Origin of the sequence: Nitratireductor sp. OM-1 (genome assembly GCF_003296175.1) — a bacterium.
GTDB lineage: Bacteria > Pseudomonadota > Alphaproteobacteria > Rhizobiales > Rhizobiaceae > Nitratireductor > Nitratireductor aquimarinus.
Window position 1 is genome coordinate 2,638,678 of record NZ_CP029208.1, and the last position, 25,016, is coordinate 2,663,693.

Consider the following 25,016-nt stretch of genomic DNA (forward strand, 5'->3'; position numbering starts at 1 on the left):
CCTGTCCGGGTGGCGCGCGCTAGTCCACGCGCTCCCACCCCTGCGGGCCGAGATGTTCCTGCGGCTTGAAGCGTACCTTATAGGCCATTTTGCGCGATCCATTGACCCAGTAGCCCAGATAGACATGCGGCAGACCGGCAGCCACGGCGCGGTTGATGTGGTCGAGAATCATGAATGTGCCGAGCGAGCGCTCGGTCAGCGCGGGATTGAAGAAGGAATAAACCATCGACAGCCCGTCACCCATCAGGTCGGTCAGGGCCACGGCCATGAGCTCGCCTTCGCCCTTGCCTGTGATGAAACTGTCCGGCCCGCGGCGGCGATACTCGATCACCTGGGTGCCCACATGGGTGTCCTCAACCATCATCGCATAGTCGAGCACGGTCATGTCCGACATGCCGCCCTTCTTGTGGCGGGCGTCCAGATAGCTGCGGAACAGCGTGTATTGCTCGGTGGAGGGCTCGGCCGCCTGGGCGGTGCCGATCAGGTCCGCATTCTGCCTCAGAATGCGTTTCATGTTCTTCGTCGGCTGAAACTCCTGCGCCAGAATGCGCACGGAAACACAGGCCCGGCAGGTTTCGCAGGCAGGCCGATAGGCGATGTTCTGAGAGCGGCGGAAACCGCCCTGGGTCAGCAAATCGTTCAGTTCGGGCGCCTTGTCCCCGACCAGATGGGTGAAGACCTTACGCTCGAACTGCCCTTCCAGATAAGGGCAGGCCGAAGGCGCGGTCAGAAAGAACTGCGGCGATTGGGCGGGTTGCTGCGTCATGTCGGTAGGGCGTCACTCCTGTCCTGAAGCATCGGATCGAAAAGTGGAATCCGGTTTTCGGGATAGTCCGATGCTCCATCAATAATTCAGATCGTCCTTTTTGCGTCAGAATGGGCGCACAGTGATCTAAAGCCCATAATACCATGGCCCGACAAACGAAAACGTCAACCAAATTATCGCCACCAGCGGCATGCCGGCCTTCATGAAGTCGCGGAAGGAATAGTGACCCGGCCCCATGACCATCAGGTTGGTCTGGTAGCCGATGGGGGTGGCGAAAGAGCAGTTAGCGGCGAAGATCGTGGCCGCGATGAAGGCTTCCGCCGGCGCGCCGATGGCGGCCGCGATGCCAAGCCCGATGGGTGTGAACAGCACCGCCGTCGCATTGTTGGACAGGAAATTGGTCAGCACGGCCACGACGGCGAAATAGCCCGACAGAATGATGGCGGGGCTCTGACCGTCGAGGAGCGCGACCGCGCTGTCGGCGATCAGGTTTGCGCCGCCCGTGCGTTCCAGCGCCGTGGCGGCGGCAATGGCCGAGCCCACCAGAAGGAATATCTGCCGGTCGAAGGCGCGGCCGGCCTGCGCCAGCGTCAGGCAGCCGGTCGCGATCATGGCGAAGGCGCCGGCGATTGCGGTGGCGACGATCGGCGCGATGTCCAGAGCGGCGGTCACCACGATGCCGGCAAAGATGACGAAGGAGATCCAGGCCTTGCGACGCTGCGGCACGGGTTCTGCCGACCATTCGAGAACGAGCAGGTCGTGGCTTTCGCGCAGATCCTCGAAGGCGCGGTCGGTGCCGCCGACAAGGATCGTATCGCCGGGCTCCAGCCGGATGTCGGAGACCGGTGTGCGGCCCATGCGGCTCTTGCGCTGGACGCCGAGCATGTGAACGCCGTGCTCGGTCTCAATGCCGGCATTGCGGATGGTGCGTCCTGCATGGCGCGAACCCGGCGGGATCACCGCCTCTGCGATATGATAGTCCGGGCCGACCCGCGCCGCCTCGGTCTGCCCCTCGGCCATGTGGCCGGCCGCCCCATGCGAAAGCGCCTGGGTGAAGGCGCGGCGGGTGGCCGTCACCATCAGCCGGTCGCCTTCGGAAAGCACCACATTCTCGAACGGGGGATGAAAGCTCATGCCGCGCCGTATGATGAGGCGCGGGGTCAGATCGCCGAGCCCCTGAAAGAGACCGGCTTTCGATTCCTTGCCGATGAAGGGGTGGCCGGGCACGATGCGGATTTCACCGATGAACTGCGTGCCCGACTGCACTTGCCGGAAGGTCTTCTCATTGCTCGAATCGCGCAGGATGCGCGGCATGAGAAAGAAGACATAAAGCGCGCCGGCTGCGGCCAGCATAAAGCCCGGCAGGGTGATGTCGAAGAATCCGATTCCGATGCCCGCCTTGGCGGCAACACCGGCAACCAAAAGGTTGGTGGACGAGCCGATCAGCGTTGTCATGCCCCCCAGAATGGTCATGAAGGAAAGCGGCATCAGCGCCTTGGAAACCGGGAAATTGCGCTGCGCGGCAAAGACGATCAGCACCGGAATGAAGATCACCACCACCGGCGTGTTGTTCAAAATGGCGCTGAGCAGGGCTGCTGTCACAAGCGTGATGATGATCGTGCGGGTGCTCGACCCGCCGGCCGATCTGGCGAGAATGCGCGCGGGCTTGTCCAGAGCATCGGTGGCAAACAGGCCCTGACCGACGATCAGGAGCGCGAGAACCGTCGCGAGCGCCGGGTTGGCGAAGCCTGAAAGAAGTTCTTCGGGCGGCAGGCCGCCGGATGCGTTCTCGTAGGGAATGAAGGCGAAAAGCGCGAGGAACGCCACGAGGCTGCCAAGGGCGACAAGCTCGAGCGTGAAGCGTTCGCTGATATAGGCGGCGACCGTGGCGAAAATGATCGCGTAGGTCGCCCAGAGATGGAAATCGGCCATTCAGCTCCCGCCGCTTGAAACTGTCCCCGCAGGCCATACCCAATGCCTGCCTGCAAGGTCAGGAGAATAAGCACGAGCGGTCGCGCCGCAAGCATGGATTTGCCGATGCCGGCAAAAGGCGGGCAAAGGAAAGGCTTTCGCGTCTTCCGACGGGAAAGGAATTTGCTTGTCGCAGGAGGGCCGAAGCGCGGCAGGCGCCGCGTTTCAAAAAGCCGTCGTCAGTCGGTTCTCACCATCACCGTATCGAGCAGCCGGTCATGCACGGTCTGTCTGTGCGACAGAAAGAATGCGGCCAGCAGAATCAGCGGGCTGAAGAGCGTGCAGAGAGCGACTGCTAGCAGGGTATGTGCGGTTGCGTAGCGGGGTGTGATCTCGACACTGTCGAGCCGTTCCAGTCGCAGACTGAACAGGCGCATGCCGAGGGTCGCCTGGTAGCGCCCGCCGAGTGTCGCCCTGATGTAGAGAATGACGGCGACCAGCGTTGCCATTCCGGCCGCGGCCTTGGAAAGCGTATAAAGAGCAGTCGGTATGTCTCCCGGCGTCCGGTCGGGCGCAATCCAGTGCAACACGACATACTCCATGAGCATTGTTGCCAGAACGGACAGAATAACGGCCAGCAATGCATACAGGGCGTAATCCAACAGGAAGGCCAGGCATCGCCGCAAATGCAGCCACGTGCCCTGTCGCACGATGAAATCTGGTTGCCGGTCTCCGGGCGGTGCGGTCAGCTGGGGGCTAAGATCAAATGTATTGGTCATCAAAGTCGCTCGCATAATCAATCAAGGGTTCGAAAACGCCTCACGATAGCGAGCGATCTTGTTTTGATAAATCAGAAGTATATGGCGTCGTTAAAGATGCAACTTTTGCGATAATTTCGATTATCAGCTCGTTCGCACCACAACCGTGCCCAGAAGCAGATCATGGACGGTGCGCTTGTAATCGAGGAACAGGCTTGCGAGCAGGATCAGCGGTGTCAGAACCGCATTGCCGGCCCAGAACAGAACCGTGTGAACCACGGCCAGCATGGAATCGACGCGCCCGCCGTCGAGCCGGACAAGCCTGATGTCCATGAATTGCATGCCGAGCGTCGCCTGTCTGCGACCGCCAAGGGTCATCGCGACGTAGAGAAGGGCGGTCAGTGGGGCGAGGATGCCGAACAGAAGCCAGCCAAGTCCCAAAGTCATTACGCCCAGAAGGGCAACGATGATTGCGACGGGAACCATCATCAGCCCGATCAACAGGTAGTCGATGCAGAACGCGAAGATGCGCCGCGTGCGAACGCCGCGATAAAGATGCCAGTCATCCCGTGCGGGATCGATGATTTCGCCGTCGAGGGGCCTTGTGGCCGTCATGAACGTTCCTTCATTGGTTTGTCGAACAAATGAAAAATGGGTGCGTTCACACGGCGCTTCAAGATTTTCCGAGCAAAATCAGAGCAATTCAGCAACTTCGGCGGCAAAATAGGTGAGAATTCCGTCGCAGCCCGCGCGCTTGAAGGAAAGCAGGCTTTCCAGCATGGCGCGCTCGCCGTCGATCCAGCCATTGGCGGCTGCCGCGCGGATCATCGCGTATTCGCCGGACACCTGATAGGCAAAGGTCGGCACAGAGAACGTGTCCTTCAGCTGGCGGACAATGTCGATATAGGGAAGGCCGGGCTTCACGATCAGCATGTCCGCACCTTCCTGAAGATCCTGCTCGGCTTCGCGCAGCGCTTCGTCGGAATTGGCCGGATCGATGTAATAGGTCTTCTTGTCGCCCTTCAGCAGACCGCCCGTGCCGATGGCCTCGCGATAGGGGCCATAGAAGGCCGAGGCGAATTTCGTCGCATAGGACATGATCGCCACGTCCTGGAAGCCGTTCTGGTCGAGCGCGTCGCGAATGGCGCCGATGCGCCCGTCCATCATGTCGGAGGGGGCGATGATGTCCGCGCCGGCTTCGGCCTGGCCGACGGCCGCAGCCGCGATCTGAGCGACCGTTTCATCATTGATGATCTCGCCATCGCGCAGGATGCCGTCATGACCATGGCTGGTGAAGGGGTCGAGCGCCACATCCGTGATGATGCCGATCTCCGGCACCGCTTCCTTGATGGCGCGGGTGGCGCGGTTGATCAGATTGTCCGGGTCGAGGCTGTGGGAGCCGGTCTCGTCGCGGCGCGCGGGATCGATATTGGGAAAGGTGGCGATGGCCGGAATGCCGAGCTTTGCGGCGTATTCGGCCTGCCGGACCGCATGGTCGACCGTATGGCGCATGACACCGGGCATGGCGGAAAGCGGTTCCTGCCGGTTCTCGCCCTCCATGAGGAACAGCGGCCAGATCAGATCGTCCACCGTCAGATGGTTCTCGCGCACGAGGCGGCGCGACCAGTCGGCCTTGCGCGTGCGGCGCAGGCGGCGGCTGCCGGTGATCTCATCGACGGTGCGGCGTGTGGCGGGGCTGTTCATGGTGCGGGAAAACTTGTTCACGGCTTCGACTCCAGTGTGGCGCCTCTCTATCATGCAGGCCCTGTGGGTCCAAGTGCGGGTCCGGTGTCCTGTGGTCGCAGTTCCTTATAGCATTGACGGGGCGAAAAGCGGCTAATAATCAGCTAGAAAGGCCTGCGCGTGGTTGCAACGTTCTGGGGGGTGGCTGTGAAAGTCGATTTCGGTGGCGCTGAGGAAATCCTGTTCGAACAGGTCGGATGTGCCGGGATCGTGACGCTCAACCGGCCTTCTTCCCTCAATGCGGTCAATCACGGCATGGTTCGGGCGCTCGCCCGCGCGCTTTCCGCCTGGGAGACGGACGACACGGTCAAGCTCGTGATCATTCGCGGGGAGGGGCGCGCCTTCTCCGCCGGCGGCGACATTCTCGATGTTTACAAAGCCGGGCTTGCCGGCGAGGCAAAGCCGGATTTCTTTGCAGACGAGTATCGGCTCAATGCGGCAATTGCCCGTTTCCCCAAACCCTATGTGGCGCTGATCGACGGCATCGTCATGGGCGGCGGCGTTGGCGTCTCCTTCCATGGTTCGCATCGCGTGATGACGGAAAACGCCATCTTCGCCATGCCCGAAGTCGGTATCGGCTTTTTCCCCGATGTCGGCGGCAGTTTCCTGCTTTCGCGCCTGCCGGGCGAATTCGGCATGTATCTGGCGCTCACCGGAAACCGCATTCGCAGGGGTGACGCCTGCGCCACGGGCCTTGCCACGCACGCGGTCGATGCGGCGGAACTGCCGGCATTGACCCAGGCCCTGTGCGAGGGCGGTGATGTGGATGCGACGCTGGCAGCATGTGCCGGAACTGCGGAACGCGAAATGGATGACGGCGCGCTGCATGCGATTGCCAGCCATTTTTCTTTCGGCACGCTTGCGGAGGTCCTGCAGTCGCTTGGCGAGGATCAGGACGAATGGGTGCAGAAGACGGCTGCGACCATCGCCAGGCGCTCGCCCACCAGTCTTCACGTCGCGTTTCGTCAGGTCCGCGCCGGCGCGATGCTGACCATGGACGAGTGCATGCATATGGAATTCCGCATCCTGAACCGCATGCTCACCGGGCACGACTTCTATGAAGGCATCCGCGCGGTTCTGGTGGAGAAGGGGAGCACGCCCCACTGGAAGCCCGATACGCTCGACGGCGTGAAGGATGAGGACATTGACGCCTATTTCGCGCCCCTGCCGGGCAAGGAGCTGGCGCTGTGAAAGTTGAAACGCTCTCGGGTCTGCCTTCGGCGCGGCCCTCCCAGCTTGAAGCAGCCTATTACGCGTTCCACCGTATTGTCGCGCTCGTCTGCCTCGTCATGGGGCTTGTGTACTGGGTGCGGCTGCTCGGTTTTTATCCCGGGCTCATGTGGCGGTTCGACCTGATGCCGATCCATTGGCAGGTGGCGAGCATCGTTCTGGCCGTGCTTTATCCGTTTGCGTCCGTCGGTCTCTGGCTGGTCGCGCCATGGGGAGCGGTCATCTGGTTTCTGTGCGCCGGCACGGAAGTGGCCATGTACGGCTTCATGCCAGAGATGTTCGGGCACAATTATCCGCTGTTGGGTTTTCACCTTCTCGTGGCGATTACCTATGCCGGTTTGCGCATTGCGCGCTACCGCCGCAAGCGGCAGGCGATGCTTTAGGGGCAGGCTCGGTTTCAGGCCACAAGCCGCATCCCCTTAATCTCTAAAGCTTTCATCGAATGTCCACAGGCGGGTTTACTGCCTGTTAGCCGTATTAGCAGCGTTGGCTTTTGTAAGGCGTTGTTAAGGCTAGTGTTTAAGTCGAATTTTAGATGCCTTCGCTAGGTTCGGGTCAAGGTGAGACAAAAAACAAAAATCACCGGCGTCAAACGAGAGGCTTTAGTTATGAATACTTCGCGACCCGCGGCGAAACCTGCCGCTTCGAATGAAGAACGCTCGGATGCACTGCGTTCTCTTTATCTTGAATCCCTTCAGCTTGTGGAGCGCCTGCACCGCCGTCTGCTCGACGTCATCAAGGACGAGTTCGAGCGCAACGGCCGCAGCGACATCAACGCCATTCAGGCGCTGCTGCTCTTCAACATCGGTGACACGGAACTGACGGCAGGCGAGCTGCGCTCGCGCGGCTACTATCTCGGCTCCAATGTTTCCTACAACCTCAAGAAGCTGGTCGATCTCGGCTTCGTCAACCATCAGCGCTCGCGCGTCGACCGTCGTTCGGTGCGCATCAGCCTGACGCCGAAGGGTGTCCAGGTGGCAAAGGTTGTCGAAGGTCTCTACAACCGTCACATCGGCTCCATCGAGCAGGTCGGCGGCATCAGCGCCGATGAGTTCAGCCAGATGAATCGTGCCCTCCAGCGCCTTGATCGCTTCTGGAACGATTCCATCGCCTACCGTATGTAGTCTCGCCTTGATCACCTGACTGCGCGCCGGTGTGCAGTCATTCGAAGGCCGGCGTGGCGGGACGCCGGCCTTCACGCATCCGTTATTTTGCGATAGGTGACTACTGGTCACGTTAAGGTCATAATCCGGTGGAACCTAAGGCGCGGGAGCCGCTTGGCGTGCGAGCGCCAATTTTGAATAAGGTTCGCGGATTCTTAACGCAGTCGCGGCATGGTCAGGCCGCAACACTGCCCGCAGCCCTCCCGGAGGGGTGCTAGCCACAGAGAGCTCGGACACGCGTATGAAGACGAACCGCCGTATGTTTTTAACCGGTGCCGGTGCTGCCGCTACGGCAGCGATGACCGGAGCCGCCAACGCTCAGGACTTTCTTGACGCGATCATCCGTTCGCCAAGGCGTGGCGCCTGGAACGATCAGTTTGATGCTCGCGCCAGCGCCGGCGGCAAGGTTGCGACCAATCTTCCCATCTTCAGTCAGGAAACCGTTTCCTACCTTCAGCGCGCGATCATGGAATATTCCAACATCGTGTCACAGGGCGGGTGGCCGCGCGTTCCCGACAACAAAAAGCTTCAGGTCGGTGTGGTCGATCCCAATGTGGAGGTCCTGCGCCGCAGACTGATGGTGTCCGGCGATCTCTCGCCGCGTGCGGGCATGTCGCAGTCGTTCGATTCCTATGTTGAAGCGGCGGTCAAGCGCTTCCAGACCCGCCATGGCCTTCCTGCCGACGGCGTTACCGGACCGCACACCTTTGCGGCGCTCAATGTTCCGGCGGCCATTCGCCTTGGCCAGCTTCAGACCAATCTGGGCCGGCTCACCTCCATGTCGGGCTCCATGGGCAATCGCTATGTGGTGGTGAACATTCCCGCCGCCGAGATCGAGGCCGTGGATACGGGCCGCGTCGTGCTGCGCCACACCGCCATTGTCGGCAAGGTGGACCGCCAGACGCCGATCCTGAATTCCAAGATCAACGAAATCATCATCAATCCCTACTGGAACGCGCCGGTGTCGATTGTCCGCAAGGACATCATTCCGCTGATGCGCAAGAACCCCAGTTACCTGACCGACAACAATATCCGCCTGATCGCGCCCAATGGCAGCGAAGTGGATCCGCTGACGGTCGACTGGTCGACGGATGATGCCGCAAAATACCGCTTCCGGCAGGATCCGGGCCGGATCAACGCCATGGCGTCGATCAAGATCAACTTCCCGAACCCGCATGCGGTCTACATGCATGACACGCCCCAGCAGGGCATGTTCCGCGATCTCGACCGGTTCTATTCGTCGGGCTGTGTTCGCGTGCAGAATGTGCGCGACCTGGTGACCTGGCTCCTGAGCGAGACCGATGGCTGGGGCCGTCGCCGCATCGAGCAGACCATTCAGACCGAAGAGGATGTGCGCGTCGCGCTGTCCAATCCGGTGCCGGTCTATTTCACCTATATCTCCGCCTGGTCGACCGGCGATGGCGCCGTGCATCTGCGCGACGACATCTATGCCCGCGACGGGGCGAGCGAGCTGCAGATCTCGACGGCGCTTTAGCGTGTCGTCGTCGGGCTGCATTGCCTGACGGGCGCATGAGGGTGTCTTCTGAAACGAAGACGGGCCGGTGCGAGTCTGCCGAAAGCGACGGCTCGGCCCGAGCGCAATATCCTACGGTCAATTGCCGCAGCCGCCCGAAACCGGGCGGTTGCTTCGTTTTTGGAGGATAAATTTTCGTCTGCGGGCGTGGTGGCGGCGAGGGAAAAATGCTAGATGCCCGTCTTCCGCATTTGATCCATCATCGAAGGGAATAAACCGCCATGGCACTTGCGACCGCCGCCGCTTCAAGCGAGGCCGATGCCTTCTTCACCCGCCCGCTCGAAGACAGCGACCAGGAAATCTTTGCCGCAATCCGTCAGGAACTGGGCCGTCAGCGTCACGAAATCGAGCTGATCGCCTCGGAAAACATCGTTTCGCGCGCTGTGATGGAAGCGCAGGGTACGGTGCTGACGAACAAATACGCGGAAGGTTATCCGGGCAAGCGGTATTATGGCGGTTGCCAGTATGTCGATATCGTCGAGGAACTGGCGATCGAGCGCGCCAAGAAGCTGTTCGGCTGCGCCTTCGCCAACGTTCAGCCGAATTCCGGTTCGCAGATGAACCAGGCCGTCTTCCTCGCGCTTCTGCAGCCGGGCGACAGCTTCATGGGCCTCGACCTGAATTCCGGCGGACACTTGACGCACGGTTCCCCGGTCAACATGTCCGGCAAGTGGTTCAACCCGATCTCCTACGGCGTTCGCAAGGACGACCACCTGCTCGACATGGACGAGGTGGAACGTCTTGCAAAGGAACACAAGCCGAAGCTGATCCTTGCCGGCGGCACCGCCTATTCGCGCGTGTGGGACTGGAAGCGTTTCCGCGAGATCGCCGACGAGGTTGGCGCATGGCTCATGGTCGACATGGCCCACATTGCAGGTCTTGTGGCCGCTGGCGAGCATCCGTCGCCGCTGCCGCACGCCCATGTGGTCACCACCACCACGCACAAATCGCTGCGCGGCCCGCGTGGCGGCATGATCCTGACCAATGACGAGGCGCTGGCGAAAAAGTTCAACTCCGCCGTCTTCCCTGGTCTTCAGGGCGGCCCCCTGATGCACGTCATCGCAGCCAAGGCAGTTGCTCTGGGCGAGGCGCTTGAACCTGAGTTCAAGACCTATGCGCGCAACGTCGTCACGAACGCCCGTGCGCTGGCCGAGAGCCTGAAGGACACCGGTCTCGACATCGTGTCCGGCGGCACCGACAACCACCTGATGCTGGTCGATCTGCGCCCGAAGAACGCCACGGGCAAGCGCGCCGAGGCAGCTCTTGGTCGCGCCAACATCACCTGTAACAAGAACGGCATTCCGTTCGACCCTGAAAAGCCCTTCGTCACCTCCGGCATCCGTCTTGGCACGCCGGCCGGCACGACGCGCGGTTTCGGCGCTGCCGAGTTCCGCGAGATCGGCCAGCTGATCGCCGAGGTTCTGGACGGCCTCAAGGTCGCCAACTCCGACGAAGGCAATGCTCAGGTCGAGCAGGCTGTGAAGGACAAGGTGATCGCGCTCACCGAGCGCTTCCCGCTCTACCCCTATCTGGGGTAAGCCTGTCACGAATGGATTCGTGAACAAGGGCCCGATATGCGCTGTCCGTACTGTCAGTCGGAAGACACACAGGTAAAGGATTCCCGCCCCGCAGAAGACGGGGCGGCAATCCGCAGACGGCGCGCCTGTCCCGATTGCGGCGGGCGCTTCACCACGTTTGAGCGCATTCAGCTGCGCGATCTGGTGGTGGTCAAGCGGTCGGGCCGCAAGGTGCCGTTTGACCGCGACAAGCTGATGCGTTCCTTCGACATCGCGCTCAGAAAGCGCAATGTCGAGCCGGAGCGCATCGAGCGTGCGGTCACCGGCATCGTGCGCCAGCTGGAAAGCTCCGGCGAGACGGAGATCCCCTCCGACGATATCGGCCTTCTGGTCATCGATGCGCTGAAAGTGCTCGATGACATCGCCTATGTGCGCTTCGCCTCCGTTTATCGCAATTTCCGCGAAGCCAAGGATTTCCAGGACGTTCTTGGCGAGCTGAAAGGCAATGAGGAAAACGAGGGATAGAATGGACACCGGCAGGGCGTCGGCCAGCGATCTCGACCGGCGTTTCATGGCGGCGGCCATCCGGCTTTCACGCCGGCATATGGGCCTTGCCGGAACCAATCCCTCCGTTGGAACACTGATCGTCCGCGATGATGGCGCCGGCCCGCAGATTGTCGGGCGCGGCGTGACGGCCATTGGCGGTCGCCCCCATTCCGAACCGCAGGCGCTGGCGGAGGCGGGCGAGGCTGCACGCGGCGCGACGGCCTATGTTACGCTAGAGCCCTGCGCTCACCATGGCCGCACGCCGCCCTGCGCCAACGCGCTGGTGAATGCCGGCATTGCCCGCGTTGTGGGCGCTGCCGCCGATCCCGACCCCCGCGTCAGCGGCAATGGCTACGCCATTCTGCGCGAGGCGGGCATTGAGGTCGTGGAGGGCGTTCTGGCCGACGAAGCGGCAGACATGCTGCGCGGCTATCTCATGCGCTCCGAGAAAAAACGCCCGGAAGTGACTCTCAAGCTTGCCTTATCGGCTGACGGCATGATTGGCCGCATGGGGGAGGGGCAGATCGCCATCACCGGTCCCGCTTCGCGCCGGCAGGTGCACATGATGCGGGCCGAAAGCGATGCGATCCTTGTCGGCATCGGCACGGCGCTGGCTGACGATCCGTCTCTGACCTGCCGCCTGCCGGGGCTTCAGGCGCGCTCGCCGCTGCGTATCGTTCTTGATCGCGACATGAAGCTGCCGACAAACTCGGCTCTGGCGCGCACGGCCCGCGAGGTGCAGGTTCTTCTGACAGCTGCCAGTGATTGCCCCAGCGACAAACGCAGGGCGCTGGCCGGGGCGGGCGTCGATTTTCTCGGTGTCGAAGTACATGAAGGCCAGATTGCGCTGCCGGAACTTCTTGAAGACCTGGCGGCGCGCGGCATTGCAACGCTCATGGTCGAGGGCGGTGCCTTCACCGCCAGACGGTTCCTTGAAGAAGGGCTGGTCGACCGGCTTGCGCTCTTTTCTGGGCCGTCCGAAATCGGGGCTGGTGGAATTGCCGCGCCGGTTGATTTCGACCATATCCCCGAAGGTTTCGGCCTGCTGCGCGAGGCGCGGTTCGGCGAAGATGTTTACCGCGAATATGTGAAAGGCGGCTGATGTTCACCGGCATTGTCACTGATATCGGCACCGTGCAATCGGTCACCCCGCGTGATGAGGGCGTGCTCCTGCGCATCGACACGAATTACGATCCGGCGACCATCGACATCGGTGCGTCCATCGCCTGTTCTGGTGTCTGCCTCACCGTGGTGAAACTGCCTGAAGAGGGCGCGAACACCCGCTGGTTCGAGGTGGAAGCCTGGGAAGAGGCGCTGCGGCTGACAACGGTTGCCGGCTGGCAGTCCGGCCAGCGCATCAATCTGGAACGTGCGCTCAAGGTGGGCGACGAGCTGGGCGGACATATTGTCTCGGGCCATGTGGACGGCATGGCCGAAATCGTCGAGCGCCGGGATGAGGGCGAAGCGGTCCGTTTTGTGCTGGAAGCGCCGAAGGAGCTCGCCAAATTCATTGCGCCGAAAGGCTCGGTGGCGCTGGACGGCACATCCCTCACGGTCAACCGTGTCGAGGGCGTTCGGTTCGATGTTCTCCTCATTCATCACTCGCTTGCGGTCACCACCTGGGGGCAGCGCGCGGTGGGCGACCGGGTGAATATCGAGGTCGATACGATGGCGCGTTACGCCGCACGTCTTGCGGATGCCGCCAAAGAGGCTTAAGGCAGCGCTTCTCTTTCTGAATTGTTTGCCGTGCGGAGAATGACCATGGCCGATGCGCGCCCCCTGAGGCTGCTGATCGTCGAAGCCCGTTTTTACGACCACCTGGCCGATGGCCTGCTGGAAGGCGCGAAAGCCGCGCTTGATGCAGCCGGTGCCGACTATGATGTGGTGACTGTGCCTGGCGCGCTTGAAGTGCCGGCTGCAATCGCCTTTGCCGCGTCCGGCAATGGTGGCCCTGTCTATCACGGCTATGTGGCGCTTGGCTGCGTCATCCGTGGTGAGACTTATCATTTTGACGTAGTGGCCAACGAGTCGAGCCGTGCGCTGATGGACCTTTCGGTGCAGCAGAACCTTGCCATCGGCAATGGTATCCTGACCGTCGAGAACGAAGCGCAGGCTCTGGCCCGCATCGAACAGAGCGAAGGCACCAGCGGCGAGAGCATGGGCAAGGGACATTTCGCCGCCGAAGCGGCACTGACGATGATTGCGCTCAAACAGCGCTTGGGAGCTTGATGTGACCGTACCGACCGCAGACGGCTTTCGCCCGGCCAACAAACGCGGCGCCGCACGGCTGGCCGCCGTTCAGGCGCTTTACCAGATGGATGTGGCCGGCACCGGCCTTCTGGAAACCACCGCTGAATACGAGCTTTTCCGGCTCGGCAAGGAGATCGACGGCGAGCTTTACCGCGATGCCGATCCGCAGTGGTTCCGCGCCATTCTGGCGGGTGTGGTGGAAGACCAGAAAACCATCGACCCGGTGATCCGCAAATCGCTGACCGAAGACTGGCCGCTGTCACGGCTCGATTCGACCCTGCGCGCCATTCTGCGCGCCGGTGTGTTCGAGCTGACGCGCCGCCGGGATGTGCCGGTCGCGGTGATCGTTTCCGAATATGTGGACATCGCCAAGGCGTTCTACACCGAGGACGAGCCCAAGCTCGTCAATGCCGTGCTCGACCGGGTCGCCCGGCGCAGCCGTGATGAGGGCAGGGGGAAAGACAAGGAATGACTGGAACGCGCGATGACCTGTACCGTGAGGCGAAACGCACTGCATTAATCCTCGCTTCCGCCCAGGCCATCGTCGGCTCCGCTGCCCCGATCGCCATTTCCATGGGCGGTCTCGCGGGCTTCTATCTCCTTGGCAGCGACAAGTCGCTCGCAACCGCGCCCGTCACCGGCTTCAATGTCGGCATCGCGCTTGGCGCGCTTCCCGCTGCAGCGCTGATGCGCGCCGTTGGTCGCCGCAATGGCTTCATGGCCGGCGGTCTTGTCACCGCCTGTGGCGGTTTCGTCGCGGCGAGCGCGCTCTTCCAGAGCAGTTTCTGGCTCTTTGCCCTCGGCTTGATGCTTGTCGGCGTCGGCAACGCCTTCCTGCAGCAATACCGCTTTGCAGCCGCAGACAATGCGCCGGCCGATTTCAAGCCGCGCGCCATTTCCTGGGTGCTGGGCGGCGGTGTGTTTGCCGCGATCATCGGACCGCAGACCGTCATCTACACGCGCGACCTGTTCGCGCCGATCATGTTCGCGGGCGCGTTTGCCGCGCTGATCGGTCTTGGTCTTTTAGGCACGGTCATTCTGTCTTTCCTGCGTCTCCCCAAGGAAGCGCCCTCGGCAACGCTCGACGATCATGAGCCGGCAAGGCCGCTGGCGCAGATCCTGTTGCAGCCGCGCTTCCTGGTCTCGCTGTTCTGCGGCGTGGCTTCCTACGCGCTGATGAGCTTCGTCATGACCGGCGCGCCGCTGGCCATGGTTGGCTGCGGCTTTACGCCGGACGAGGCAACGCTGGGCATTTCCTGGCACGTCATGGCGATGTTCGCGCCGAGCTTCATCACCGGCCGGCTGATCGCCCGCTTCGGCAAGGAAACCATTGTCGCGACGGGCCTCGTCACGCTTATCGGCTGCGCCATCGTTGCGCTTTCGGGCATTGAGCTGTGGCAGTTCTGGACGGCCTTGATCCTGCTGGGCATCGGCTGGAACTTCGGTTTCATCGGCGCGACCGCCATGGTTGCCGAGTGCTACCGCTCGTCGGAGAAGAGCAGCGTGCAGGGTGTGCACGACTTCATCCTGTTCTCCACCACTGCTTTCGCCTCCCTGATGTCGGGCCAGATCTACAACGCCTTCGGCTGGAACATGCTTGCCTGGATCGTTATCCCGGTTGCGGCCACATGCCTTGTGGCTCTTGGCATTCTGGCTATGAGCAAGCGCACGAAGCAGGCCGCCTGAGGCCGCTTCACCCGGCGCTGACATCTCCTGGAAAGCATCTGGTATTTCCGGGAGGTGTGACAATTTATCCCAGCACAACCTTGACGGTGCGTCACGGCTTCGACCAAGCTGCGCGGATTGGGCCGGAGAGGGCGCAAATGCCGCCGGCCTTTCCAGCATGACCCGGGAGGGGGTTCCAACTGCGGGTCGAAATCAAGGGATAGATTGGCAATGAACATGCTTTTCGTGGTCATCGCCTGCGGCGTGCTTTCCGTACTCTATGCCATTTGGGCAACCCGGTCGGTGCTGGCCGCCGACCAGGGCAATGCACGCATGCAGGAAATCGCCGGCGCCATCCGTGAGGGTGCGCAGGCTTATTTGACAAGGCAGTACACCACCGTCGCCATTGTTGGCGTCGTGGTCTTCATTCTCGCATGGTGGCTGCTCACCGGCGTGGCGGCCATCGGCTTCCTCATCGGTGCGGTTCTTTCCGCCGCCGCAGGCTTCATCGGCATGCATGTTTCGGTGCGCGCCAATGTGCGCACGGCGCAGGCCGCATCCAACAGCCTCGCAGCCGGCCTCGACATCGCCTTCAAGTCGGGCGCGATCACCGGCCTTCTGGTCGCGGGTCTCGCACTGCTCGGCGTGTCAGTCTATTTCTGGATACTCACCGGCCCGCTCGGTCACGCACCGACGGACCGCATCGTCATCGACGCGATGGTCGCGCTCGGTTTCGGCGCATCGCTGATCTCCATCTTCGCGCGTCTCGGCGGCGGCATCTTCACCAAGGGGGCGGATGTCGGCGGCGATCTCGTGGGCAAGGTGGAGGCGGGCATTCCCGAAGATGACCCGCGCAACCCGGCCACCATCGCCGACAATGTGGGCGACAATGTCGGTGACTGCGCCGGCATGGCCGCCGATCTGTTCGAAACCTATGTGGTCACGGTCGTGGCCACCATGGTGCTTGCCTCGATCTTCTTTACGGGCGAGACGGCGCTGACGCTGATGCTCTTCCCGCTGGTGATTGGCGCTGCCTGTGTCGTTACCTCGATCATCGGCACCTTCTTCGTGAAGCTTGGTTCCAACAATTCCATCATGGGCGCGCTTTACAAGGGCTTCTGGGCCACTGCCGGTCTGTCGGTCGTGGCGCTTGCGATCATCATCTGGGGCTGGCTTGGCGGCTCGACCGCGTTCTCGGCCAGCAATGGATCGGAGTTCACCGGCGCATCGCTCTTCTGGTGCGGCGTGGTGGGGCTCGGTGTGACCGGCCTCATCATCTGGATCACCGAATATTATACGGGCGTCGGCTATCGGCCGGTCCGCTCCATCAGCCAGGCGTCGGTGACCGGGCACGGCACCAATGTCATTCAGGGCCTCGCCGTCTCGCTTGAGGCGACGGCGCTGCCGGCCATCGTCATCATTGCCGGCATCATCCTGTCGTTCAATCTGGCGGGCCTGTTCGGCATCGCCATCGCGGTGACGACGATGCTGGCGCTGGCCGGCATGGTGGTGGCGCTCGACGCGTTCGGCCCGGTGACGGACAATGCCGGCGGCATTGCCGAAATGGCGGATCTGCCAAGCGAAGTGCGTCAGACGACCGATGCGCTCGACGCGGTGGGCAACACGACCAAGGCGGTGACCAAGGGCTATGCCATCGGTTCGGCGGGTCTCGGCGCACTGGTTCTGTTCGCGGCCTATACGGAGGATCTCAAATTCTTCGCGGCCAATGCGGAGCCGGGCACCTTCTTTGAAGGCGTTACCGTCGATTTCTCGCTCTCCAATCCATATGTGGTGGTCGGCCTTCTGTTTGGCGGTCTGCTGCCATTCCTGTTCGGTGGCCTCTCCATGACGGCCGTTGGCCGGGCAGGGGGCGCGATCGTACAGGAGGTGCGCCGGCAGTTCCGCGAGAAGCCGGGCATCATGGAAGGCAGGGAGAAGCCCGATTATGGACGGGCGGTTGACCTTCTGACCAGGGCGGCGATCAAGGAAATGATCATTCCTTCGCTCCTGCCGGTGCTTTCGCCGCTTGTCGCATTCGCCGTGGTCTATGCGATTGCCGGCAAGAACGAGGCCTTCTCGGCGTTGGGCGCAATGCTTCTGGGCGTGATTGTGACCGGTCTCTTCGTGGCGATTTCCATGACCGCCGGCGGCGGTGCCTGGGACAATGCCAAGAAATCCTTCGAGGACGGTTTCGTGGACGCCGATGGCGTGAAGCATGAAAAGGGCTCGGAGGCGCACAAGGCGTCGGTTACCGGCGATACGGTGGGTGATCCCTACAAGGACACCGCAGGCCCGGCCGTGAACCCGATGATCAAGATCACCAACATCATCGCGCTTCTTCTGCTGGCCGTTCTGGCGCACTGACAGGGCGCGCTCCGTCCTCGCCGCCTCTCAAAGGGCGGCGAGGCGAGGTCTTTGAATGTGAGATCCCGGCAAAGAAAAAGCCCGCAGGCAACGCCTGCGGGCTTTTCGTTTGAAACCGGGTTCGGATCAGCCGCCGCCGCCGAACATGCCTGCAGGTGGCCCGCCCTTCGATGCGCCGGCGAGAATCTGGCCGATGAAGGTCTGTTCCTTGCCGCCGGTCGGCGTGGTGCGCGAAATGAAGTCGAAGACCCTGCCGTCTTCCATTCCGTAATGGGCGATCTTCGAGACGCGCTCATCATCGCCGAAATAGACGGCGAGAACCTGCTGCTCCACAAGGCGTGCGCGCATGAAGGCTGCGCCGCGAACGCGCTTCTGGGAAATATAGTAGAAGGCCTCGTTGTCGAAGGTCGCCGTGGTGGAGGGCGAACCAAGCGCCAGCAGAACCTGCTCGCGGCTGGAACCCACCGGCACGAGTTCGAGTGCCTGCTGGTCGATCACATAGCCCTGCGTCAACGTTTCGCGCGCATCGAGCGTGTTGGCGACATTACAGCCGGACAGCACAGCCGCCGAACCCACGATCCCGGCCGCCAAAATTGTGCGTCCGACAGGATAGCTGTTGATTTTTTTCACCTGCAACGACATCTCCATAGCGTCCCCGGCGCCAAGGCTTTCAATCGAAAGCCCTTGTTCCCGCCGGCAAAACGGGTAAACCAGCTTAAGCGCCGATGCAACCTGATCCTGTCCCAAACCAGCCCCGAGGGAGGGCAATTCCCATGTTCAAGAAGCTGTTTGGCTTTGGGCAGCGTTCGCGCCTCACCGTCATTGACGGCTTGTATGAACGAATCGTGGCGGCCTCGCGGCAGCCCGTCTTTTACGCAAAGTGGGAAGCGGCGGATACGCCACTTGGCCGTTTCGAGATGATTGCGCTGCACATGATCCTCGTTTTGCGCCGCGTTCGCAACGAAGAGGACCCCAAGGTCCGCGAGACGGCCCAGGAGCTGACCGATCTCTTTTTCAGCGATGTCGAATATGCGATTCGCGAACTGGGAATCGGTGATCTGGGCGTACCCAAGCGCATCAAGAAGCTGGCGCGCATGTTCTATGGCCGCGCTGCTGCCTATGGCGACGCGCTCGATGCAGGCGATGTCGAGGCGCTGGCAGCCGCCATGCAGCGCAACATCCGCCCGGATGTCGAAAACTGGCAGGGCGCGCGCCCGCTTGCCGATTATGCGGTGGAAGCCGCCGGTGCGCTCGATGCGCAGCCGGTGGAAAAGCTGATCGCCGCCGAAATTTCATTCCCTGACGCACAAAGGGAGATCTGAACCATGTCCGCCACCAGGAAATCCCCGGTTTCATTCGAGGTGAATGTCCACCGTCTGCCGCGCAAGGGCATGCCGGTTGAGATCAACGCCGATGAGAACCAGCGCCGCGCGCTGGCTGCCGAACACGACCTTGTCTCCGTTGAGCGTTATGTCGCCGCAATGACCGTTCGCCCCTGGAAGGCCGATGGCGTGCGGATTATCGGAAAGGTGGAAGCTGATATCACGCAGTCCTGCGTGGTCACGCTGGAGCCGGTGACGACTCACATCGAGGAAGAAGTCTCGGCCACGCTGGTGCCCGAGGGCTCCCGGCTCGCCCGCAACGACATTGATGGCGGCGAGTTCGTGCTCGATGCGGAGGGGCCGGACATGCCCGAACCCTTCCAGGGCAGCATCATTGATGTGGGCGCGCTGGCCGAGGAATTCTTCGCGCTTGGCATTGACCCCTATCCGCGCAAGCCCGGGGCTGTTATTGACGCTCCCGATGCAGGCGATGATGCACCGAAAGAGGCCGGGCCACTCTATGAAGGCCTGCGCAAGCTCGGGCAAAAAAGCTGAATTGCGTGACCGATGGGCGAAACAAGGTTGTGCCACCGGTCAAAAGCGCTATTTTCGCCGCACATTTGAGCCGATGCCGGCGACCGATCAACGTTTGAGGCAAATCACGCGTGGTACGCATTTCGATTGACGCGATGGGTGGGGATCATGGTCCCGAGGTCACGCTGCGTGGCCTGACCAAGGTCATCGAGCGGCGTCCCGACGCCCGCTTTCTTGTATACGGTCGTGAAGACGCCGTTGTTCCGGTGCTTGATGCGCTGCCGGGCCTTCGCGATGTGAGCGAGTTCACCCATTGCGAAGTCGCGGTGCGGATGGACGACAAGCCCAGCCAGGCGCTGCGCCAGGGCCGCTGGAAGTCTTCCATGTGGAAGGCCATCGAAGCGGTGAAAAATGGCGATGCGGATGCCTGCGTTTCCGCCGGCAATACCGGCGCGCTGATGGCCATGTCGAAATTCTGCCTGCGCACCATGGCCGATATCGAACGCCCCGCCATTGCGGCCATCTGGCCGACCATGCGCAGCGAGAGCATCGTGCTGGATGTGGGCGCGACCATTGGCGCAGACGCCCAGCAGCTCGTCGATTTCGCGATTCTGGGCGCTGCCATGGCCAATGCCCTGTTCGACGTGGAGCGTCCGACCGTGGGCCTGCTCAATGTCGGCGTTGAAGAGATCAAGGGCCAGGAAGAAGTGCGCGAAGCCGGTCGCATGCTGCGCGAGGCCGCACTCAAATCCATGCGCTATGAAGGTTTCGTCGAAGGCGACGATATCGGCAAGGGCACGGTCGATGTGGTCGTTTCGGAAGGTTTCGCCGGCAATATCGCGCTGAAGACCGCCGAAGGCACGGCGCGTCAGATTGCCGGTTATCTTCGCGAGGCGATGGGACGCACCATGATGGCGCGCATCGGTTATCTGTTTGCACGCGGCGCTTTCCAGCGCCTCGGCGAAAAGATGGATGTGCGCAAGATCAATGGCGGCGTCTTCCTCGGGCTCAACGGCATCGTGGTGAAAAGCCATGGTGGCGCCGACGCTGAAGGCTTCTCCGCCGCCGTGGAACTTGGATATGAAATGGCGCGCAGTCATCTGCTCGACAAGACGCGCGCCACTCTTGACCTTTATCACGCCCGCCAGCCGCTTCCGGCCGCCGGCGCTGCAGCCGTGAATGAATAGGACGCTGTGATGATTAGATCCGTCGTGCGTGGCATTGGCTCCGCTTTGCCCCGCCGCATAATGAAGAATGCGGAATTCGAGAAGCTCGTCGACACGACTGACGAGTGGATCGTGCAGCGCACGGGTATCCGCCAGCGCCATATCGCTTCGGAAGACGAGACCACGGCGTCGCTGGGCGAGGCGGCTGCGCGTGCAGCGCTCGACAGCGCCGGGCTGACCGCCGACGACATCGACATGATCATTCTGGCCACGTCGACCCCCAACAACACGTTTCCCGCCACGGCCGTCGAGATTCAGGAACGTCTCGGCATGCGCGGCGGTTTCGCGTTCGACATGCAGGCCGTGTGCAGCGGCTTCGTCTATGCCATCACCACCGCCGATCTCTACATTCGCGGTGGTCAGGCAAAGCGGATGCTGGTGATTGGCGCGGAGACCTTCTCGCGCATTCTCGACTGGAACGACCGCACCACCTGCGTGCTCTTCGGCGATGGCGCCGGCGCTGTCGTTCTGGAAGCACAGGAAGGCGAGGGCTCTCTGGATGATCGCGGCATTCTCGCCGCATCCTTACGCTCCGATGGCAGCCAGCGCGACAAGCTCTATGTGGATGGCGGGCCCTCGACCACCTGCACGGTGGGGCATCTGCGCATGCAGGGCCGCGAAGTGTTCAAACATGCCGTTGGCATGATCACCGACGTCATCGAAGATGTGTTTGCCAAAACGGGCATCACTGCCGACGATATCGACTGGTTCGTGCCGCACCAGGCCAACCGCCGCATCATCGACGCCTCCGCCAAGAAGCTCGGCATTGCCGAGGAGAAGGTTGTGATCACCGTTGACAGGCACGGAAACACCTCGGCGGCGTCCGTGCCGCTGGCGCTTTCCGTTGCGGTGGAGAACGGCCAGATCAAGAAGGGCGATCTGGTTCTTCTTGAGGCGATGGGCGGCGGATTCACCTGGGGCGCCGTGCTGGTGCGCTGGTAGCGACAGCAAATCACATGCATCGTCCTTGACCGTTACGAAGCAATTTTTGTAACGTCAGCGCCGCGTATTGAAATCATAAGCATTTTCAAGATTTGGATGGGTAGCCCTATGGGGGGAAAGACACTGACGCGTGCCGAGCTGGCTGAGGCCGTCTATCGGAAAGTCGGACTGTCACGCACCGAGTCCGCCCAGCTTGTCGAAATGGTTCTGCAGGAAGTCTGCGACGCGGTTGTTCGCGGCGAGACCGTTAAGCTCTCTTCCTTCGCCACCTTCCAGGTGCGCGACAAGAACGAGCGCATCGGTCGCAACCCGAAGACCGGCGAGGAAGTACCGATCTCGCCACGTCGCGTCATGACGTTCAAGGCTTCCAACGTCCTCAAGGATCGTATCCTCAAGGCGCACCAGGACAGGCAGCCGCGCGAAAGCGCCTGACCTTTTCCGGCCCCGCAGGGCCACCACGGTGCACAATTGCGCGTGGTGCTTTCGACAGGCTCACGAACTGGTTAAACTCCCGAATCGTCGGGCGTTGGCTGGGAGCTGTTGCGTTTCCCTCCGGGGCCCGCATCGTTTGGCAGGGCTTCGCACGCAGGTCGGAGCCACAGCCCGCAGGAGACGCGTGACCATGGAAAAGAGCCCCGACGCCTTCCGTACCATCAGCGAAGCCGCCGAAGAACTCGATCTGCCGCAGCACGTGCTGCGTTTCTGGGAAACGCGGTTCTCGCAGATCAAGCCTTTGAAGCGGGGCGGTGGACGCCGCTATTACCGGCCGCAGGATATCGACCTGATCAAGGGCATTCGTCACATGCTCTACGATCAGGGTTACACCATCAAGGGCGTACAGAAGCTTCTGCGCGAGAACGGCAACCCGTTCGTCGTGGCCATTGGTCGTGGCGATGTGGCGGCGGTCGAGGCCATCGCCCAGAGCCAGCAGGCGGACGTGGAAAAGACGGTTTCCGAGGAGGAAGTGCTGGTTGGCGCTCCGAAAGCGAAGCCGAGCAAGCGCTTTTTCGGCCTTGGGCGCGGCGAGCAGGAGGGGCCTGTCCCGGCGGATGCGGAGAGCCTCTCGCGTGACAACAGGGCGCTTTTGCAGGAGGCGCTGTTCGATCTCCTGGAGTGCAAGCGCCTTCTCGACCAGGTGCGCTGATCGTTTCGGATCGCCACCGCGCATCCTTGTTGTTGAAAGCCGGCCCCGTTGCCGGCTTTTTGCTGCGGAATGATTTTTAGGCCTTGCGCGCCCCCCTCGGAAACTATATCCCTTGCGCCGGTTCGGAGCGTAGCGCAGCCCGGTAGCGCACTTGACTGGGGGTCAAGGGGTCGTGGGTTCGAATCCCGCCGCTCCGACCATTTTTCTTCTATATTTCAGCATGTTGCAGCGTCGTTCATTTGACGCCGCGACCTGCTGGTTTACAATTTTCTGGCTGGTTTACAGAACGCGTTCCTGTTTCGATCTTTTCCACAGCCGCGCTCGACACCAGATAGTGCTTGCGAATGATGCCTTCGGCGTCCTTTTCAGCGTGCCCGGTGATCTCCGCAATCTCACGAATCGATGCGCCGTTTCTGTAGGCGAGGGTTACGAACGTCCCCCGCAGGTCGTGGAATGTCTTGCCCTCGATCCCAGCTGCGGCGACCGCTTTCCTCCACGAAGACTTGAAACCGGAGGTCCATGGCTTGCCGCTGCGATTCGTCAGGATCGTTGCTGCCGGCGTGTCTCGTTTGGCATTCTCGGCCTTCGCCGCGTCCAGAACTGTGCGAAGTTCTCTAGAAACCTTCACAGCGACATGGGCGCCGGTTTTGGACTGCCGAAGCCTGATGGCGTTCCCGTCGTAGGCTGACCAGGTGAGGGCGAGCAGATCCCCCTGCCTCTGCCCTGTCCAAGCGGCAAGCATCATCGCGCGCACCAGTGGCTCGCGTGCCTTCTCCCGGAATGCCTTTATGTCCGTGTCGGTCCAGATGATGTCTCGTCTGGTGCCATCGCTTACCTTGGTGATCCGCTCCAACGGGTGGCGTTCGATCATCTCACGGTCGAGGGCGAACCAGAACAGACGCTGAAGAACGCTCATGTAGAGGTCGGCCTTGCGGGGATGCGTCTCTGCCATCTCGTCGCGCCACTCGAGAAAAAGTGTGCGGCTGCCGGCTGCAGATATCCGCTCGGCCGTCATGTCGTAGAACTCGCCCTCAATGGCCCGGATCGCTAGATCATAGCCCTCACGAGTGCTGGGCTTCAGGTCTTTGTAGTGCGGGGATTTGAGGTAGCCGCGAATGATCTCGGCCATGCAGCCCTGATAGGGCGCGTCTTCTCGGTCGCGCGTCAGTCGCAGGTATTCCTCAGTGAATTTTCGGTGCTCGGTTTCTGGGTCGGCCTTGATGGCCGGGCCCCCTCGCCACGCATAGTGGTAGGTTTTGACCGATCCGTCGGCCAGTCTCTTCTTGACGCTATGAACGCCCACGAGATTTACCCGCACTGTGTCTGTCCCTCCATGCGCGGAGGGAATTGCCGCCATTCAGAGGCGCGCTGTCAAATCGGTCATTGTGAGTATCGGGGATAAGCGTGATCGCTCCATCCACCTCAAGGCGCACGGTCAGGCCCATGTCGCGGGCTACGCGACCGGCGTTCTCGATCTCGCATCGGCGGTGACGGAGGGGCTTTGTCATCCTTCCCCGCCCCCTAATGCTCGGATAGTGGCGGCGTCCAGATAGCGGAGCTCCCATGTCGGATGAAATGGGAGCGGGTGCGTGTGGGCGGAACCATCGAAACGTATTCGGAGGCTCCCGTTGCGGGCACTCATGATCGTTGCGCGCTCATCGGTCTTCCCGCCAGTGTAGATCACGCGTCCGCCTCGTTTGGCCGGGACGTCGTAGTTTTCTCTGATCCACTTCATGCTCATGGCTGTCCCTCTCCCTTGCTGGGGAAGGCGGCGAGAGCTTCAAGCGCAATTTCGGCAAATCGACCGGGAGAGTTATGGCTTGCGTAATACATGCCATCAGACGCTTCCGCGTACACTATTGGGCCTGTTTTGTCGGTTTCAGCGATTTTTCTCAACGCTTGTACCGCCCGCTCCACCGCCTCGTCGGTGAGGGCGGGGACGGGGGATGCAGGGAGGAATTCTTTCATCGCTCGGAAGTTCGAAACGACTTCACCAAACGCACCAGCATGGGCAAGAACCCACTCGTAAAGCTCGTCGGCTTCGTCCTTGTCACCGAGTTCGTAAGCGACCTTCATGGTCATGAACTCGCGGTAGCGGATGAGCAGCCACTGTTCGAACGTGTCCAAATCGCAAACTCCGGTATGCGCCATCCACTTTTCGAGGGGAGTGTTCCCGGAGAGCAAATCGGACAGAGGTATCATGCCGGCTGCCTTCATGCGCTGATCCAAAGATGCATCAACCTCCATCACCTCTGCCTTGGGGGCAGAGAGGGCGGCGAGTGCCATGTCCAGCGCCTCGCGTGAAACCCCGACCATGATGCCGTCAGCATCAAGCTGCGTCTGGTGATTGCGCAGTTGCTCGATAGCGCCTTCGAGCCGGCTTTGGTTCTCTTCGCTCATC

General features: G+C 61.7%; 26 protein-coding genes and 1 tRNA gene. 19 read left to right on the top strand and 8 right to left on the bottom strand.

The genetic code is table 11. The features are described from left to right. Positions 1 to 19: 19 nt before the first annotated feature. From DEJ54_RS12605 to hemB, 5 genes are all read right to left on the bottom strand, one after another. On the bottom strand, positions 20 to 766 hold the full coding sequence (locus DEJ54_RS12605; protein ID WP_113154880.1) for an arginyltransferase: 747 nt from the start codon (positions 764 to 766) through the stop codon (positions 20 to 22). Positions 767 to 892: 126 nt separating this feature from the next. Beyond that, positions 893 to 2,698 carry an SLC13 family permease gene (locus DEJ54_RS12610; protein WP_113154881.1) on the bottom strand — a complete coding sequence of 602 codons (1,806 nt, stop codon included), beginning with the start codon at positions 2,696 to 2,698 and terminating at the stop codon, positions 893 to 895. A 218-nt stretch (positions 2,699 to 2,916) separates the two neighbouring features. Further along, on the bottom strand, positions 2,917 to 3,456 hold the full coding sequence (locus tag DEJ54_RS12615; RefSeq protein ID WP_162742289.1) for an RDD family protein: 540 nt from the start codon (positions 3,454 to 3,456) through the stop codon (positions 2,917 to 2,919). 123 nt (positions 3,457 to 3,579) lie between these two features. Beyond that, positions 3,580 to 4,050 (bottom strand): RDD family protein, encoded by a 471-nt coding sequence (locus DEJ54_RS12620; RefSeq protein WP_113154883.1) that lies wholly within the window; start codon positions 4,048 to 4,050, stop codon positions 3,580 to 3,582. Positions 4,051 to 4,128: 78 nt separating this feature from the next. Next, entirely contained in the window at positions 4,129 to 5,160 is a 1,032-nt protein-coding gene (hemB, locus tag DEJ54_RS12625; RefSeq protein WP_113154884.1) for a porphobilinogen synthase, read from the bottom strand. Between the two features lie 165 nt (positions 5,161 to 5,325). Here hemB and DEJ54_RS12630 point away from each other — a divergent pair, with 165 nt between their 5' ends. The 12 genes from DEJ54_RS12630 to DEJ54_RS12685 all read left to right on the top strand — a co-directional run bounded on the left by DEJ54_RS12630 (position 5,326) and on the right by DEJ54_RS12685 (position 17,447). Beyond that, positions 5,326 to 6,369 (top strand): enoyl-CoA hydratase/isomerase family protein, encoded by a 1,044-nt coding sequence (locus DEJ54_RS12630; RefSeq protein WP_204360804.1) that lies wholly within the window; start codon positions 5,326 to 5,328, stop codon positions 6,367 to 6,369. Next, positions 6,366 to 6,791, top strand: coding sequence for a DUF6163 family protein (locus tag DEJ54_RS12635; RefSeq protein WP_113154885.1), 426 nt, complete (start codon positions 6,366 to 6,368; stop codon positions 6,789 to 6,791). The genes DEJ54_RS12630 and DEJ54_RS12635 overlap by 4 nt, the downstream gene beginning before the upstream one ends. Positions 6,792 to 7,016: 225 nt before the next feature. Further along, a complete protein-coding gene (gene ldtR / locus DEJ54_RS12640; RefSeq protein ID WP_113154886.1) occupies positions 7,017 to 7,532 on the top strand; it encodes a transcriptional regulator LdtR in 516 nt (171 codons plus the stop codon). Positions 7,533 to 7,812: 280 nt separating this feature from the next. Then, positions 7,813 to 9,066: a murein L,D-transpeptidase gene (locus tag DEJ54_RS12645; RefSeq protein WP_113154887.1), complete on the top strand. Its 1,254-nt coding sequence runs from the start codon at positions 7,813 to 7,815 to the stop codon at positions 9,064 to 9,066. Between the two features lie 260 nt (positions 9,067 to 9,326). After that, positions 9,327 to 10,643, top strand: coding sequence for a serine hydroxymethyltransferase (gene glyA, locus DEJ54_RS12650; protein WP_113154888.1), 1,317 nt, complete (start codon positions 9,327 to 9,329; stop codon positions 10,641 to 10,643). Between the two features lie 36 nt (positions 10,644 to 10,679). Beyond that, positions 10,680 to 11,147 carry a transcriptional regulator NrdR gene (gene nrdR, locus DEJ54_RS12655; RefSeq protein ID WP_113154889.1) on the top strand — a complete coding sequence of 156 codons (468 nt, stop codon included), beginning with the start codon at positions 10,680 to 10,682 and terminating at the stop codon, positions 11,145 to 11,147. Between the two features lies 1 nt (position 11,148). Beyond that, entirely contained in the window at positions 11,149 to 12,270 is a 1,122-nt protein-coding gene (gene ribD, locus DEJ54_RS12660) for a bifunctional diaminohydroxyphosphoribosylaminopyrimidine deaminase/5-amino-6-(5-phosphoribosylamino)uracil reductase RibD (RefSeq protein ID WP_113154890.1), read from the top strand. Continuing rightward, entirely contained in the window at positions 12,270 to 12,884 is a 615-nt protein-coding gene (locus DEJ54_RS12665; RefSeq protein WP_113154891.1) for a riboflavin synthase, read from the top strand. Before ribD ends, DEJ54_RS12665 begins: the two co-directional genes overlap by 1 nt. 45 nt (positions 12,885 to 12,929) lie before the next feature. Next, the gene (gene ribH / locus DEJ54_RS12670) at positions 12,930 to 13,397 is read left to right on the top strand and encodes a 6,7-dimethyl-8-ribityllumazine synthase (RefSeq protein ID WP_113154892.1); all 468 of its coding nucleotides are present in this window, start codon (positions 12,930 to 12,932) and stop codon (positions 13,395 to 13,397) included. Between the two features lies 1 nt (position 13,398). Beyond that, complete coding sequence (nusB, locus tag DEJ54_RS12675) at positions 13,399 to 13,890, top strand: transcription antitermination factor NusB (protein ID WP_113154893.1); 492 nt, start codon at positions 13,399 to 13,401, stop codon at positions 13,888 to 13,890. Further along, positions 13,887 to 15,104 carry an MFS transporter gene (locus DEJ54_RS12680; protein WP_113154894.1) on the top strand — a complete coding sequence of 406 codons (1,218 nt, stop codon included), beginning with the start codon at positions 13,887 to 13,889 and terminating at the stop codon, positions 15,102 to 15,104. Before nusB ends, DEJ54_RS12680 begins: the two co-directional genes overlap by 4 nt. A gap of 210 nt (positions 15,105 to 15,314) precedes the next feature. Then, entirely contained in the window at positions 15,315 to 17,447 is a 2,133-nt protein-coding gene (locus tag DEJ54_RS12685; protein WP_113154895.1) for a sodium-translocating pyrophosphatase, read from the top strand. Between the two features lie 126 nt (positions 17,448 to 17,573). Here the strand turns inward: DEJ54_RS12685 and DEJ54_RS12690 are convergent, their stop codons facing one another. Continuing rightward, on the bottom strand, positions 17,574 to 18,095 hold the full coding sequence (locus DEJ54_RS12690) for an outer membrane protein assembly factor BamE (protein WP_113154896.1): 522 nt from the start codon (positions 18,093 to 18,095) through the stop codon (positions 17,574 to 17,576). A gap of 125 nt (positions 18,096 to 18,220) precedes the next feature. Between DEJ54_RS12690 and DEJ54_RS12695 the strand changes: the two genes are divergently transcribed. The 7 genes from DEJ54_RS12695 (at position 18,221) to DEJ54_RS12725 (ending at position 22,815) form a co-directional block, all read left to right on the top strand. Beyond that, entirely contained in the window at positions 18,221 to 18,769 is a 549-nt protein-coding gene (locus tag DEJ54_RS12695; RefSeq protein WP_113154897.1) for a ubiquinol-cytochrome C chaperone family protein, read from the top strand. 3 nt (positions 18,770 to 18,772) lie between these two features. Next, positions 18,773 to 19,324 (top strand): DUF177 domain-containing protein, encoded by a 552-nt coding sequence (locus DEJ54_RS12700; protein WP_113154898.1) that lies wholly within the window; start codon positions 18,773 to 18,775, stop codon positions 19,322 to 19,324. Between the two features lie 110 nt (positions 19,325 to 19,434). Further along, complete coding sequence (plsX, locus tag DEJ54_RS12705) at positions 19,435 to 20,490, top strand: phosphate acyltransferase PlsX (RefSeq protein WP_113154899.1); 1,056 nt, start codon at positions 19,435 to 19,437, stop codon at positions 20,488 to 20,490. A 9-nt stretch (positions 20,491 to 20,499) separates the two neighbouring features. Next, positions 20,500 to 21,471: a beta-ketoacyl-ACP synthase III gene (locus DEJ54_RS12710; protein WP_113154900.1), complete on the top strand. Its 972-nt coding sequence runs from the start codon at positions 20,500 to 20,502 to the stop codon at positions 21,469 to 21,471. A 108-nt stretch (positions 21,472 to 21,579) separates the two neighbouring features. Beyond that, positions 21,580 to 21,903, top strand: a complete 324-nt coding sequence (locus DEJ54_RS12715; protein WP_113154901.1) for an integration host factor subunit alpha — start codon at positions 21,580 to 21,582, stop codon at positions 21,901 to 21,903. Positions 21,904 to 22,093: 190 nt separating this feature from the next. After that, complete coding sequence (locus DEJ54_RS12720; protein ID WP_113154902.1) at positions 22,094 to 22,615, top strand: MerR family transcriptional regulator; 522 nt, start codon at positions 22,094 to 22,096, stop codon at positions 22,613 to 22,615. A 123-nt stretch (positions 22,616 to 22,738) separates the two neighbouring features. Beyond that, a tRNA-Pro gene (locus DEJ54_RS12725) sits at positions 22,739 to 22,815 on the top strand. 35 nt (positions 22,816 to 22,850) lie between these two features. On the opposite strand, the gene DEJ54_RS12730 is transcribed toward DEJ54_RS12725, so the two are convergent. Then, complete coding sequence (locus DEJ54_RS12730; protein WP_113154903.1) at positions 22,851 to 23,933, bottom strand: tyrosine-type recombinase/integrase; 1,083 nt, start codon at positions 23,931 to 23,933, stop codon at positions 22,851 to 22,853. A gap of 419 nt (positions 23,934 to 24,352) precedes the next feature. Beyond that, the gene (locus DEJ54_RS12740) at positions 24,353 to 25,015 is read right to left on the bottom strand and encodes a hypothetical protein (protein WP_113154905.1); all 663 of its coding nucleotides are present in this window, start codon (positions 25,013 to 25,015) and stop codon (positions 24,353 to 24,355) included. Position 25,016: the final 1 nt, after the last annotated feature.